12 protein-coding genes and 3 tRNA genes are annotated in these 13,599 nt (G+C 73.1%); 12 read left to right on the forward strand and 3 right to left on the reverse strand.

The genetic code is table 11. The features are described 5' to 3' along the window. Window positions 1-96 precede the first annotated feature (96 nt). Window positions 97-2,775 carry an ATP-binding protein gene (locus ACFC1T_RS01150; RefSeq protein ID WP_375881965.1) on the forward strand — a complete coding sequence of 893 codons (2,679 nt, stop codon included), beginning with the start codon at window positions 97-99 and terminating at the stop codon, window positions 2,773-2,775. Then, on the forward strand, window positions 2,768-3,463 hold the full coding sequence (locus ACFC1T_RS01155) for a response regulator (protein ID WP_375881967.1): 696 nt from the start codon (window positions 2,768-2,770) through the stop codon (window positions 3,461-3,463). The genes ACFC1T_RS01150 and ACFC1T_RS01155 overlap by 8 nt, the downstream gene beginning before the upstream one ends. 301 nt (window positions 3,464-3,764) lie before the next feature. On the opposite strand, the gene ACFC1T_RS01160 is transcribed toward ACFC1T_RS01155, so the two are convergent. Next, window positions 3,765-5,033, reverse strand: coding sequence for a hydrolase (locus ACFC1T_RS01160; RefSeq protein ID WP_375881970.1), 1,269 nt, complete (start codon window positions 5,031-5,033; stop codon window positions 3,765-3,767). Window positions 5,034-5,294: 261 nt separating this feature from the next. On the opposite strand from ACFC1T_RS01160, the gene ACFC1T_RS01165 reads away from it, so the two are divergent. From ACFC1T_RS01165 to ACFC1T_RS01200, 8 genes are all read left to right on the forward strand, one after another. Beyond that, a tRNA-Thr gene (locus ACFC1T_RS01165) sits at window positions 5,295-5,367 on the forward strand. 44 nt (window positions 5,368-5,411) lie between these two features. Beyond that, a tRNA-Met gene (locus tag ACFC1T_RS01170) sits at window positions 5,412-5,484 on the forward strand. Window positions 5,485-5,567: 83 nt separating this feature from the next. After that, window positions 5,568-5,732 carry a 50S ribosomal protein L33 gene (gene rpmG / locus ACFC1T_RS01175; protein WP_006604855.1) on the forward strand — a complete coding sequence of 55 codons (165 nt, stop codon included), beginning with the start codon at window positions 5,568-5,570 and terminating at the stop codon, window positions 5,730-5,732. 130 nt (window positions 5,733-5,862) lie between these two features. After that, window positions 5,863-6,321 carry a MaoC family dehydratase N-terminal domain-containing protein gene (locus ACFC1T_RS01180; RefSeq protein ID WP_375881971.1) on the forward strand — a complete coding sequence of 153 codons (459 nt, stop codon included), beginning with the start codon at window positions 5,863-5,865 and terminating at the stop codon, window positions 6,319-6,321. Between the two features lie 5 nt (window positions 6,322-6,326). Next, complete coding sequence (locus ACFC1T_RS01185) at window positions 6,327-6,749, forward strand: MaoC family dehydratase (protein ID WP_363427484.1); 423 nt, start codon at window positions 6,327-6,329, stop codon at window positions 6,747-6,749. 112 nt (window positions 6,750-6,861) lie between these two features. After that, window positions 6,862-7,425 (forward strand): TetR/AcrR family transcriptional regulator, encoded by a 564-nt coding sequence (locus tag ACFC1T_RS01190; RefSeq protein ID WP_375881973.1) that lies wholly within the window; start codon window positions 6,862-6,864, stop codon window positions 7,423-7,425. 255 nt (window positions 7,426-7,680) lie between these two features. Then, complete coding sequence (locus ACFC1T_RS01195; RefSeq protein ID WP_375882349.1) at window positions 7,681-9,168, forward strand: MFS transporter; 1,488 nt, start codon at window positions 7,681-7,683, stop codon at window positions 9,166-9,168. 63 nt (window positions 9,169-9,231) lie between these two features. Further along, on the forward strand, window positions 9,232-10,275 hold the full coding sequence (locus ACFC1T_RS01200) for a UDP-N-acetylmuramate dehydrogenase (RefSeq protein ID WP_375881974.1): 1,044 nt from the start codon (window positions 9,232-9,234) through the stop codon (window positions 10,273-10,275). Between the two features lie 40 nt (window positions 10,276-10,315). Here the strand turns inward: ACFC1T_RS01200 and ACFC1T_RS01205 are convergent, their stop codons facing one another. Both ACFC1T_RS01205 and ACFC1T_RS01210 read right to left on the reverse strand, forming a co-directional pair. Beyond that, entirely contained in the window at window positions 10,316-11,359 is a 1,044-nt protein-coding gene (locus tag ACFC1T_RS01205; RefSeq protein WP_375881976.1) for an adenosine deaminase, read from the reverse strand. 116 nt (window positions 11,360-11,475) lie between these two features. Continuing rightward, complete coding sequence (locus ACFC1T_RS01210) at window positions 11,476-12,723, reverse strand: pyridoxal phosphate-dependent aminotransferase (RefSeq protein ID WP_375881979.1); 1,248 nt, start codon at window positions 12,721-12,723, stop codon at window positions 11,476-11,478. Window positions 12,724-13,009: 286 nt separating this feature from the next. Here ACFC1T_RS01210 and ACFC1T_RS01215 point away from each other — a divergent pair. Together ACFC1T_RS01215 and secE are read left to right on the forward strand one after the other, a co-directional pair. After that, window positions 13,010-13,082: transfer RNA gene (locus ACFC1T_RS01215), tRNA-Trp, on the forward strand. A 150-nt stretch (window positions 13,083-13,232) separates the two neighbouring features. Continuing rightward, window positions 13,233-13,559 (forward strand): preprotein translocase subunit SecE, encoded by a 327-nt coding sequence (secE, locus tag ACFC1T_RS01220; protein WP_360226154.1) that lies wholly within the window; start codon window positions 13,233-13,235, stop codon window positions 13,557-13,559. Window positions 13,560-13,599: the final 40 nt, after the last annotated feature.

Consider the following 13,599-nt stretch of genomic DNA (forward strand, 5'->3'; position numbering starts at 1 on the left):
GCGGGAGGATGCTCCCCGCGCCCGGGTCGGCCGCGCCGTACCCGCAGACGCGCACCGTCCCCCGCCGCCACCTCCTGATGGAAAGAAGCAGTGCCCATGGCCCGCGACCTCACCCCCGGCTCCGGCATCCGCACCGGTCGGCTGAGGGTGTACCTCGGCTCCGCCCCGGGGGTCGGCAAGACCTACCGGATGCTGGACGAGGCCCGGCGCAGACAGGAGCGCGGGGCCGACGTCGTGATCGGGTACATCGAGTGCCACGGCCGCCGCCACACCGAGGCCATGACCGACGGCCTGGAGGTGCTGCCGCGCGCCCACCGCTCCTACCGCGACGCCGAGTTCGAGGAGATGGACCTCGACGGGGTGCTCGCCCGCCGCCCGTCCGTCGTGCTGGTCGACGAACTGGCCCACACCAACATCCCCGGCGGCCGTCACGCCAAGCGCTGGCAGGACGTCGAGGAACTGCTCGCCGCCGGGATCGACGTCATCACCACCGTCAACATCCAGCACCTGGAATCGCTGAACGACGTCGTCCAGAAGATCACCGGGATCCCGCAGCGCGAGACCGTCCCGGACGAGGTGGTCCGCCGGGCCGACCAGCTCGAACTCGTCGACATGGCGCCCCAGGCGCTGCGCCGGCGGATGGCCCATGGCAACGTCTACAAGGCGGAGAAGGTGGACGCCGCGCTCTCCAACTACTTCCGGGTCGGCAACCTCACCGCCCTGCGCGAGCTCGCCCTGCTCTGGGTGGCCGGCCGGGTGGACGAGGGGCTGCGCGACTACCGGGCCAGCCACAAGATCGACCGGGTCTGGGAGACCCGCGAACGGGTGGTGGTCGCCCTCACCGGCGGCCCGGAGGGCGAGACCCTGGTCAGACGGGCCGCCCGGATCGCCGCCGCCGCGGGCGGCGAGCTGCTGGCCGTGCACGTGTCCCGCAGCGACGGCCTGGCCGGCGCCTCCTCCGGCGCGCTCGCCCAGCAGCGGCAACTGGTCGAGAGCCTCGGCGGCAGCTACCACGTGGTGGTCGGCGACGACGTCCCCACCGCGCTGCTGGCCTTCGCCCGCGCCCACGACGCCACCCAGCTGGTGCTCGGCACCAGCCGCCGCGGCCGGATCAACCGCTTCCTCACCGGCCCGGGCACCGGGCAGACGACCGTGGACGCCTCCGAGGACATCGACGTCCACATGGTCACCCACGAGTTCACCGGCCGCGGCCGGCTGCCCGCGCTGGGCCGGCGCCACTCCCGGCGCCGCACCGTCGTCGGCTACCTGGCCGGCCTGGTGATCCCCTGGCTGCTCACCGCCCTGCTCTCCCAGGCGCACGACACCATCAACCTCACCACCGACGCGCTGATCTTCCAGCTCGGCGTGGTCATCGTCGCCCTGCTCGGCGGCGCGATGTCCGCCCTGCTGGCCGCGTTCATCGCCTCGGTGCTGCTGAACTACTACTTCATCCCGCCGGTCCACAGCCTGACCATCGGCGAGACCAACAACATCGTCGCCCTGGTGGTCTTCGCCGCCATCGCGCTCGCCGTCTCCACCGTGGTCGACCACGCCGGCCGGCTCACCACCCGGGCCGCCCGGGCCACCGCCGAGGCCGAGACCCTCTCCACCCTGGCCGGCAGCGTGCTGCGCGGGGCCGACGCGCTGCCCGCCCTGCTGGAGAAGTCCCGGACGGCCTTCGGCATGCAGACCGTCGTCCTGCTCTCCCGTTCCGACGGCGAGGTGCTCGCCCACAGCGAGGCCGAGCACCCGGACGAGGACGAGGCGCAGCACGAGACCACCGAGGTCCCGGTCGGCGTCGACGCCGTGCTGATCCTCACCGGCCGCCGGCTGCCCGCCGCCGACCAGCGGGTGCTCACCGCCTTCGCCGCCCACGTCGGCGCCGCGCTGGAGCGCGACCGGCTGGCCGTGGTCGCCGCCGAGGTCGAGCCGATCAAGGCCGCCGACCGGATGCGCACCGCACTGCTCGCCGCCGTCAGCCACGACCTGCGCACCCCGCTGGCCGCCGCCCGCGCCTCGGTCGGCTCGCTGCTCAGCCCGGACGTCGAGTTCTCGCCCGAGGACCAGACCGAACTCCTCGAAACCGCCGACGAATCGCTGGTCAAGCTCACCCGGCTGGTCGACAACCTGCTCGACATGAGCCGCCTCCAGGCCGGCGCGCTCACCCTGCACCTCACCGAGACCCACCTGGACGAGGTCCTGCCCCGGGCGCTCGACAGCCTCCCCGACCCGTACGCGCCGGTCCAGCCGCTCGACCTGGACACCGCCCCCGCGGTGCTCGCCGACCCCCCACTGCTGGAGCGGGTGCTCGCCAACGTGATCACCAACGCGCTGCGCTACAACGCCCCCGGCGCGCCCGTCCTGGTCACCGCCAGCCACCACGCCGACCAGGTCGAGATCCGGGTGATCGACCGCGGCCCCGGCATCGCCCCCGAGGACCGCGACCGGGTCTTCCTGCCCTTCCAGCGCCTCGGCGACACCGACAACACCACCGGGGTCGGCCTGGGCCTGGCCCTCTCCCGGGGCCTCGCCGAGGCCATGGGCGGCAGCCTGGAGGTGGAGGACACCCCCGGCGGCGGCACCACCATGCTGCTCACCCTGCCGGCCGTCACCGAGCCCGCCGCCGAACCGGCCGCGGAGGCCGACGCTGAGACTGCCGTCACCGGGCCCGCCGCCGAGCCGGCCGCCGAGGCCGCCGTCACCGAGGCCGCCGTCACCGAGCCCGCCGTCACCGAGCACCGTGCCACCGGGGAGGAGCCACCGCACCATGAGTGAGCACACCATCGAGAACTGCGAGATCCTCGTCGTCGACGACGAACCGGCCCTGCTGCGCACCCTGCGGATCAACCTCAGCGCCCGGCAGTACGCCGTCCGCACGGCCGCCAGTGGCAGCGAGGCGCTCGACCGGGCCGCGCACTCCGCCCCGGACGCCGTCCTGCTCGACCTCGGCCTGCCCGACCTCGACGGCATGGACGTGCTGCGCGGACTGCGCACCCACAGCGCGGCGCCGATCATCGTGCTCTCCGGCCGCTCCGATGCCGCCGACAAGATCGGCGCCCTGGACGCGGGCGCCGACGACTACCTCACCAAGCCGTTCCTGATGGACGAGCTGCTGGCCCGGTTGAGGGCGGTGCTGCGCCGGCCGCTGAGCCCGGCGCCGCCGGGCCGGCCGGTGATCGGCGACCACACCGTCGACCTCGCGGCCACCACGGTGGTCGGGCCGGGCGGACCGGTGCGGCTCACCCCGACCGAGTGGCGGATCCTCAGCCTGCTGCTCGCCAATCCCGGCCGGCTGGTGCCCGGGCGGCAGATCCTGCGCGAGGTGTGGGGGCCGGCCCAGGAGGCGCGCGGCAACTACCTGCGGGTGTACCTGGCCGGGCTGCGGCGGAAGTTGGAGCGCGACCCGGCCCGGCCGCGGCACCTGATCACCGAGCCGGGGATCGGCTACCGGTACGTGCCGTAGCCGCCGGTCCGTGCGATGGGTGCCGGTCCGTGCCGTAGCCGCCGGTACGCGTCGTGGGGCCGGGCCCGAACGGGGCGGCGTCAACGAGCCGTCAAGAGCCGGCCGGTGGGCGACAGGGGAGCGTCAAGGCCGGTCGGGGGCGGTGCTCCGTGGTCGTAGTGTCGGTGCCGGAACGAGCGGTTCCTGCTCCTTGTGGGGGAGGCCGGGACCGCTCCAGCCGCCGGCCAAGGGCGGCCAGCAGTGGGGGAGGGGCGCGCGACTCAGGTCGCGCGCCCCTTGGCTTTCCCGACCCCCCGCGCGCTCAGCAGTCCGTGCCGCCGGACTGCCGGGGCAGCGCCAGCGCCACGGTGTCCGCGAACTCCCGGACGGCGCTGGTCCGGCTGACCACCCGGCCGCTGTGCACCACCAGCCGGCTGTGCCCGCCCGCGAGCGCCCCGGCCAGGCTGTCCCCGCGCACCGCCAGCAGCTCCGCCGGGAACCCGGCGTCCACCCGCACCGGCGGCAGCCCGAGCGCCGCCCGGGCCTGGTTCGCCACCGCGTCGTACGCCGCGTCCGGGTCCAGCTCCCCGCTCGCCGCGAGCAGGTAGGCCGCCTCCAGCGGGTCGGCCCGGCCGACCGGGTTGGACGGGTCCCGCAGCGCTCCGCTGCCCGCCGCCAACGGCACCCGGGCCGCGGTCAACTCCCGTACCAGGCCGGGCCGGAGGCCGGCGGGGCGGCCCTCCAGGCCGGTGCAGCCGCCGTTCTGCGGCAGCCAGACCACCCGCACCCCGCTGGTCGCCAGCACGGTGGCCCCGCCGCGGGCCAGCGCCCCGCACGGCCCGAGCGTCACCCGGGGCCGCAGCGGTGCCAGGGCGCCCGTCAGGCGGGCGAGTTGGGTCGCGTTGGCGGCGGTGGTGTGCAGGTCCACCGGGCAGTCCGCCTCCCGGGCGGCCTCCAGCAGCAGTTGGACGTACCCGGCCGGGTCCGGGTCCAGCTCCGGGCAGCCGCCGGCCGCCGTGGCGCCCAGCTTGAGGGCCTCGCGCAGCTGGGCCCGCCCGTCCGTGCCGGCCCGGCCGGTGAGCAGTCGGGGCATCGCCACCGCCTGGAGTTCGGCCAGGCCACGCAGCGCCTGGCGGGCGGTGAGCACCGCCTCCAGCTGGCGCAGCCCGTGCACGTCGCCGATCCGGACGTGGGTGCGCTGGGCGGTGGCGCCGTAGCCGAGCGAGGTGAGCGCGGCCTCGGTGATCCGGCGGGTGAGGTCGGCGGGGGTGTCCGGGGGCGGGGCGGGCAGGGCGGCGGAGAAGGCGCAGTCGTAGTGGGCGTGCGCCTCGGCGGGGGCGGGGAGCAGCAGGTAGCCCTTGAGGTCGATCCGGGCGCCGGTGGTGACGGTGGGGGCGCCGGGCAGGGCGGGCAGCGGGCCGAGGCTGCCGACGGTGCCGACCGCCTGGATCCGGTCGCCGCTGACCCGCACGTCCACCACCCGTCCGTCGGCCAGCCGGGCCCCAGTGAGCAGGAGGACCGGGCCGTGCCCGAGCGGGTTGGCCGCCGGGCCGGGGCCTGAGTGCGGCCCGTCGGCGGCTGCGCTGTCCATCGCCGGCTCCTTCTCGCGCTGGCCAGTGGGCCCGTGGGGGATCGGGCCGGTGCCCCGGCCAATGAGCGTCGAGCCTATGGCGCACGGGGGCGGGGCGCCGGGAGGCGGGCAATAGTCGTATCGGCTCGGGGCGCACGGCTCGTCGGCCGATCGAACGCCCGGCCTTGGATCGTCCGTCCGTGCACCTCGCCGACCTGCGGTCTTCGCCCCGGGATACGGATTTCACCTCTGGGCGCGGAACGTGTAATCTCTTCCTCGTTCGCCCCTATAGCTCAGTCGGTAGAGCGTCTCCATGGTAAGGAGAAGGTCTGCGGTTCGATTCCGCATGGGGGCTCTGGTGAAAGGCAGTTCGGCTTCGGCCGGGCCGCTGATCACTGTGGCGGTGTAGCTCAGTTGGTAGAGCAAGCGGCTCATAATCGCTGTGTCACCGGTTCAAGTCCGGTCACCGCTACCCCGCGTAGTCGGTCGGGAGATCGCACTCCCGGTCGGCTACTCTTGTTGTGTTCTTATTCGTTGTCCAAGGAAGGCACTCCCGTGGCTGCCACCGACGTCCGCCCGAAGATCACGCTGGCCTGCGTGGAGTGCAAGGAGCGGAACTACATCACCAAGAAGAACCGGCGTAACGACCCGGACCGTCTTGAGATGAAGAAGCACTGCCCCCGCTGCAACTCGCACACCGCGCACCGCGAGACCCGCTGACCCTGCTGCAGGGCGCCGGGCCTGTGTGATTCAGGTCTTCGACTCCGGGCCGTATCCCTCAACAGGGGATGCGGCCCGGAGTCTTTTTTCGTACCCGTCCGGGTATCCACCCGCGTTCCGAGGAGCTGCCGTGGCACTCGACCCCTCTTTCATCGGGCGTAGCTACCCGCCCACCGCCCCGTACGAGGTCGGCCGGGAGAAGATCCGCGAGTTCGCGGTCGCGATCGGGGACGCCAACCCGGCGTACACCGACGCGGAGGCCGCGAAGGCGCTGGGCCACCGGGACGTGATCGCCCCGCCGACCTTCCCGTTCGCGATCGCCTTCCAGGCGGCCGGCCAGGTCGTCGAGGACCCGGAGCTGGGGCTGGACTACAGCCGGGTGGTGCACGGCGACCAGAAGTTCCAGTACACCCGCCCGGTGCAGGCCGGCGACCGGCTGACGGTCGCGGTGACCATCGACAACATCAAGTCGCTGGCGGGCAACGACGTGCTCACCGTGCGTGGCGAGGTGGCGGACGAGATCGGCGAGCACGTGGTGACGGCGATCATGACGCTGGTGGCCCGGGCCGCCGACGAGGCGGGGGAGTGAGCGCGATGGCGATCAACTACGACGAGGTCGAGGTCGGCACCCAGCTGCCGGCCCAGTCCTTCCCGGTGACCCGCGCCACACTGGTGCAGTACGCGGGCGCCTCCGGTGACTTCAACCCGATCCACTGGAACGAGAAGTTCGCGCTGGAGGTCGGCCTGCCGGACGTCATCGCGCACGGCATGTTCACCATGGCCGAGGCGATCCGGGTGGTCACCGACTGGGTCGGCGACCCGGCCGCGGTGGTCGAGTACGGCGTCCGCTTCACCCGGCCGGTGCCGGTGCCGAACGACGGGGTCGGCGCGGTGATCGAGGTCTCCGCCAAGGTCGCCAAGAAGCTGGACGACCGCAAGGTCCAGGTCGACCTGCTGGCCACCTCGGGCGGCCAGAAGGTGCTGGGGATGTCCCGGGCGGTCGTCCGGCTCGCCTGAGGCCTTCGTCACTCCGACCGCCCCGGGGCCCGTTCGACGGGTTCCGGGGCGGTCGGGTTTTTTCGGTGCCGAGCCCTTGCCGAGATAGTGATTGGTCACTAACTTAGAGCCCATGGCGAAGACGAGCATGCGGATGAGCGCGGAGGAGCGACGCGAGAGCGTCGTCCGGGCCGCGATGATCGAGTTCGCCAGGAACGGCTACCGCGGGACGTCCACCGAGTCGATCGCCCGCCGGGTGGGCGTCTCGCAGCCGTACCTGTTCCGGCTGTTCCCGGGCAAGCAGGCGATCTTCACGGCGGCCGCCGAGCGCTGCATCGAGGAGACCTGGAAGGTCTTCGACGTGGCGTCGGCCGGGCTGACCGGCGAGGAGGCCGCCGCGAAGATGTCCGAGGCGTACATGGGCCTGGTCGAGGACGGCGAGCAGCTGATGATGCAGATGCAGCTGTACGTCTCGGTGTTCGCCTCCCGGATGGCCGGCGAGGACGAGATCGGCGAGACCGCCCGGCGGCTGTGGGGGGAGCTGTTCGAGCGGGTGCGGGAGCGGGTCGGCGGCGACGTGCAGGGGACCACCGAGTTCTTCGCGTACGGGATGCTGATCAACGCCCTGGTGGCGCTGGGCTTCCCCCGGGAGCACCGGATCTGGGACGGCTTCGGCGAGCGCGAGGAGGCCGGGTAGCGGGTCGCGCGGCGCGGTCCGGGCGGCCCATTTTTCGGCCCTCGAAAGTTAGTGATCAATAACTATCCGGGAAATCCTGGGGGGACGTTCATGACGGAGCACACAGCAGGAAGCGCGACCGGGGCCGAGGCGGCGGAGGCGGCCGAGGGGGCCGAGGTGGCGAAGGCGACCGGGGCCGAGGTGGCGGCCACGGAGCGGCCGGGCCTCGGCCGCACCGGCGTCTGGACCTTGGTGATCACCGCCCTCGCGGGCTTCATGGCCGCGCTGGACAACCTGGTCGTCACCACCGCGCTGCCCTCCATCCGCGAGGAGCTCGGCGGCGGGCTGTCCGACCTGGAGTGGACGGTCAGCGCCTACACCCTCTCCTTCGCCGTGCTGCTGATGTTCGGCGCGGCGCTCGGCGACCGCTTCGGCCGCCGCCGGATGTTCGTGATCGGGCTCACGCTCTTCACCGTCGGCTCGGCCGCGGCCGCGCTCTCGCCCGGCATCGGCGAGCTGATCGCCGCCCGTGCCCTCCAGGGCGTGGGGGCCGCGGTGGCGATGCCGCTCACCCTCACCCTGCTGACCGCCGCCATCCCGGCGGCCAAGCGCGGGATGGCCTTCGGCATCTGGGCCGGTGTCAACGGCCTCGCCATCGCCACCGGACCGCTGGTCGGCGGCACCCTGACGGAGAACTTCTCCTGGCAGTGGATCTTCTGGGTGAACGTCCCGGTCGGCGTGGTCCTGGTGCCGCTGGCCGCCGTCAAGCTGCGCGAGAGCCGGGGCGCCAACCCGGCCCTGGACGCGGTCGGCACGGTGCTGGTGAGCCTCGGCCTGTTCGGCGTCGTGCTCGGCCTGATCCGCGGCAACCCGGACGGCTGGACCAGCCCGCTGGTGCTGGGCGCACTGGCCGGCGGCGTCCTGCTGCTGATCGCCTTCGTCCGGTACGAGCGGCGCGGCGCGAAGCACCCGATGCTCCCGATGCGGCTGTTCCGCAACCGGACCTTCACCGCCGTCAACGCCTCCGGCCTGCTGATGTCGCTCGGGATGTTCGGCTCGATCTTCCTGATCAGCCAGCACCTGCAGACCGTCGGCGGCTACACCCCGGAGGAGGCTGGCGTCCGGATGCTCCCGTGGACCGGGGTGGGGCTGATCGTCGCCCCGCTCGCCGGGATCCTGGCCGACCGGCTCGGCGGCCGCCCGATCGTGGTGCTCGGGCTGGTGCTGCAGGGCGTCGGCCTGGCGCTGTACGCGGCGATCAGCGTCGGACTCGGGCACTACGCCTACGGCCCGGTGGTGCCCGCCGTGGTGATGTGCGGGGTCGGCATGTCGATGTACTTCGCGCCGACCGCCGCCATGGTGATGGACAGCGTCCGGCCCGAGGAGCAGGGCATCGCCTCCGGCGCCAACAACGCGCTGCGCGAGGTCGGCGGCGCGCTCGGGGTGGCCGTGCTGGCGGCGGTCTTCTCGGAGCAGGGCGGGGACGGCTCGGCCGGGACCTTCGTCCACGCGATGGGGCCCGCGCTGTACGTCGGAGCCGCGGTGGTGCTGGCGGCCGGGGCCTGCGCGCTGCTGCTGCCGGGCCGGACGGCGAAGGCCGGGGCGGTGGTCGCCGGAGCGGTGGCCGCCGAGCAGTCCGCCGCGATCGAGCGGGCGGCGGACACCGAGGGCGTCGAGGGCATCGAGGGCGTCGAGGGCATCGAGGGCGTCGAGGGCGTCCAGGGCGCCGAGGAGGCCGTCCCGGCCGAGGCCTCGAAGGCCTGAACGGTGGGGTGCGGGTCACGGGGGCGGCCGAGCGGCCGCCCCCGTCCCCGTACGCTGGTGGGCGTGCTGGTAGAAAACGACGCCCCCCTCGCCCCGCTCACCACGCTCCGGCTCGGCGGCCCGGCCCGTCGGCTGGTCACCGCCCACACCGACGACGAGGTGATCGCCGCCGTCCGCGAGGCCGACGCGGCCGGTGAGCCGCTGCTGGTCCTCGGCGGCGGCTCCAACCTGGTGATCGGCGACGCCGGCTTCCCCGGCACGGTGCTGCGGGTCGCCACCACCGGGTTCGCCCTGGACGGCACCGTGCTGGAGCTGGCGGCCGGCGAGGTGTGGTCGGAGGCGGTCACCCGCGCGGTGCGCGAGCACGGCCTGGCCGGCATCGAGTTCCTGGCCGGCATCCCCGGCTCGGCCGGTGCCACCCCCGTGCAGAACGTCGGCGCGTACGGCCAGGAGGTGGCCCAGACCGTCACCGAGGTGGTCGCGTACGACCGCACGGCGGGCGAGGTGGTCACCCTCTCGAACGACGAGTGCGGGTTCTCCTACCGGCACAGCCGCTTCAAGGCCCGGCCGGACCGCTACGTGGTGCTGCGGGTGCGGTTCGCCCTGGCGGACCACGCGGGGCTCTCCACCCCGGTCAAGTACGCCGAGGTGGCCCGGCACTTCGGTGTCGAGCAGGGCGAGCGGGTGCCGCTGGGCGAGGCGTACGACGCGGTGCTGGGGCTGCGCTCCGGCAAGGGCATGGTGCTGGACCCGGCGGACCACGACACCTGGTCGGCCGGCTCCTTCTTCACCAACCCGGTGCTCACGGCGGCGCAGTACGAGTCCTTCCGCACCCTCCCGGGTGCCCAGGACGCCCCCGCCTACCCCGCCCCGGAGGGCTGCACCAAGACCTCGGCGGCCTGGCTGATCGACCGGGCGGGCTTCGCCAAGGGCTACGGCGACGGCCCGGCCACGCTCTCCACCAAGCACACCCTGGCACTGACCAACCGCGGCGCGGCCACCGCCGAGGACCTGCTGGCCCTGGCCCGGGAGATCCGGGACGGGGTCCGCGAGGCCTTCGGGGTGGAGCTGGTGAACGAGCCCGTGATGGTGGGCGTCAAGCTCTGAGGCGTGTCCAGGGGCCCTGGCGGGCCCGTCTCCAGGGGCTCTAGCGGGCCGGGTGCCCGTCGACCAGCCAGGCGTCGATGTCCGCCAGCAGCTCCTTGCGGACGGCCTCCGGGGCGCACGAGCCGCGGACCGACTGCCGTGCCAGCTCGGCGAGTTCGGCGTCGGTGAAGCCCAGGGCGTCGCGGGCCAGGTCGTACTGGGCGACCAGCCGGCTGCCGAACAGCAGCGGGTCGTCCGCGCCGAGCGCCAGCGGCACCCCGGCGTCGAACAGCCGGCGCAGCGGTACCTCTTCCGGGTGTTCGTAGACGCCGAGCGAGACGTTGGAGGACGGGCAGACCTCGCAGGTGATCTGGCGGTCCGCCAGCCGGGCCATCAGCCGCGGGTCCTCGGCGGCCCGCACGCCGTGGCCGATCCGGCCGGCGCCCAGGTCGTCCAGGCAGTCCCGGACGGACTCCGGCCCGGCCAGCTCGCCGCCGTGCGGGGCGGCCAGCAGCCCGCCCTTGCGGGCGATCTCGAAGGCCCGGTCGAAGTCCCGGGCCAGGCCGCGGCGCTCGTCGTTGGAGAGGCCGAAGCCGACCACGCCGTGGTCGGTGTAGCGGACGGCGAGCCGGGCCAGCGTCCGGGCGTCCATCGGGGACCTCATCCGGTTCGCCGCGACCAGCACCCGGATGCCCACCCCGGTGGCCGCGGCGGCCTGCTCGACCGCGTCCAGGATCAGCTCCAGGGCGGGGATCAGCCCGCCCAGCCGGGGCGCGTAGGAGGTCGGGTCGACCTGGATCTCCAGCCAGCGGGAGCCCTCCCGCCGTTCGTCCTCGGCGGTCTCCAGGACCAGCCGGCGGATGTCCGACTCGTCCCGGAGCACCGAGCGGGCGGTGTCGTAGAGGCGCTGGAAGCGGAACCAGCCGCGCTCGTCGGTGGCGCGGAGCTTGGGCGGCTCGCCGGAGCTGAGCGCCTCCGGCAGGCGGACGCCGTGCTTGTCGGCCAGCTCCAGCAGGGTGGCGGGCCGCATCGAGCCGGTGAAGTGCAGGTGCAGGTGGGCCTTCGGGAGGCCCCTGACGTCTCGCGGGTTCAACAGGCGTTCCATTTTCCGATACTGCCGTATGAGGCCCCCAAACGGGAACCGCCCTCTTTCCGTCCCCCGAAGGGGTGAAAGAGGGCGGTGCGGCGGGTGAATCCGCCGTGTCCGGTTGACGTCGGACGTCAGTCGCGGGCCTCGCCGAGCAGCTTCTGGAGCCGGCTGATGCCCTCGACCAGGTCCTCGTCGCCGAGCGCGTAGGAGAACCGCAGGTAGCCGGGGGTGCCGAAGGCCTCGCCCGGGACGGCGGCGACCTCGACCTCGTCCAGGATCAGGCTCGCCAGCTCGGCGGAGGTCTGCGGGCGCTGACCGCGGATCTCCTTGCCCAGCAGGCCCTTGACCGAGGGGTAGGCGTAGAAGGCGCCCTCGGGCTCGGGGCAGAGGACGCCGTCGATCTCGTTGAGCATCCGCACGATGGTCCGGCGGCGGCGGTCGAAGGCGGTGCGCATCTCGTGCACGGCGGACAGGTCGCCCGCGACGGCGGCGATCGCGGCGCGCTGGGCGACGTTGGAGACGTTGGAGGTGGCGTGCGACTGCAGGTTGGTCGCGGCCTTGATCACGTCCTTGGGGCCGATCACCCAGCCCACCCGCCAGCCGGTCATCGCGTAGGTCTTGGCCACGCCGTTGACCACGATGCACTTGTCGGCCAGCTCGGGCAGCAGGGCCGGCAGCGAGGTGAAGGTCGCGTCGCCGTAGACCAGGTGCTCGTAGATCTCGTCGGTGAGCACCCACAGGCCGTGCTCCAGCGCCCAGCGGCCGATCGCCTCGGCCTCGTCGCGGGTGTACACCGCGCCGGTCGGGTTGGAGGGCGAGACGAACAGCACCACCTTGGTGTTCTCGGTGCGGGCGGCCTCCAGCTGCTCGACCGAGACCTTGTAGCCGGTGGTCTCGTCGGCGACGACCTCCACCGGGACACCGCCGGCCAGCTGGATCGACTCCGGGTAGGTGGTCCAGTACGGGGCCGGGACGATGACCTCGTCGCCCGGGTCCAGGATCGCGGCGAAGGCCTCGTAGATGGCCTGCTTGCCGCCGTTGGTGACCAACACCTGGGAGGCGTCCACCTGGTAGCCGGAGTCGCGCAGCGTCTTGGCGGCGATCGCGGCCTTGAGCTCGGGCAGTCCACCCGCCGGGGTGTAGCGGTGGTTCTTCGGGTCGCGGCAGGCCTCGACGGCCGCCTCGACGATGTAGTCCGGCGTCGGGAAGTCGGGCTCACCGGCACCGAAGCCGATCACCGGGCGGCCGGCGGCCTTGAGGGCCTTGGCCTTGGCGTCCACGGCGAGGGTCGCGGACTCGGCGATCGCACCGATCCGGGCGGAGACCCGGCGGTCGGCGGGGCGGAGGGACTGGTCGGGCTGCGGGGTGGAAGCGCTCATGCCTGCATCGTCGCAGAACCGGGACGGACCGGGCGTGGCGGTTCCAGTATCCGTACGGCCCCGTCCGCATCGCGGCCCCCGGCGATCCGCCGGTGTGCGCCCCGCCGGGCCGGACATCCGCCGGGCGGACGGTGGTCCCGGAAGAAGAGGTTCGACCAAACACCCCTCGACCACGTACACTCGCTGCTCGACGGCCCGCCGAAAAAGACCGGAGCTTTCACCGCCTGTACAGACAGCGGGGGGAGATGCGGTAGGTTGGTCGCCACCAGGGGCCGCGAGGTTCCGTAGGGCAATAGCTCAATTGGTAGAGCACCGGTCTCCAAAACCGGCGGTTGGGGGTTCGAGTCCCTCTTGCCCTGCTGCTTGATCCGCATTCAGCCCGTTCGCTCCACAGAGCGAGCGGGCTTGGTGCGGAGAGGGCTCCGATCAGCACCGCTTAAGCCGACCGCTCGTGCCTGAAACGGGTACGCAGGTGATGTTCGGCCGGACCCGGATTCAGGTGAGGACGAGTGACGGAGACCACGGGCTCCACCGCAACGCCTGAGAGCGGCAACCCCGAGGGGACCGACGGCGCTGCCGAGACCGCTGCTGTCGAGGGCGACAAGACCTCCGGCAAGCAGAAGAAGTCCGGCAAGCGGGCCAAGAAGGGCCTCTTCGCGCGGATGGGCCTGTTCTACCGCCAGATCATCGCGGAGCTCCGCAAGGTCGTCTGGCCCACCCGGAGCGAGCTCACCAACTACACGGCGGTCGTGGTGACCTTCGTCGTGGTCGTGATGGGCTTCGTCTACGGCCTCGACTACGGCTTCGCCAAGCTGAGCCTCTTGGTCTTCGGCTGATCGAGCCCCCACCTCCGAACCACCTCCCGACCCGGGCCGA

The organism is Kitasatospora sp. NPDC056076, from assembly GCF_042266305.1.
GTDB lineage: Bacteria > Actinomycetota > Actinomycetes > Streptomycetales > Streptomycetaceae > Kitasatospora.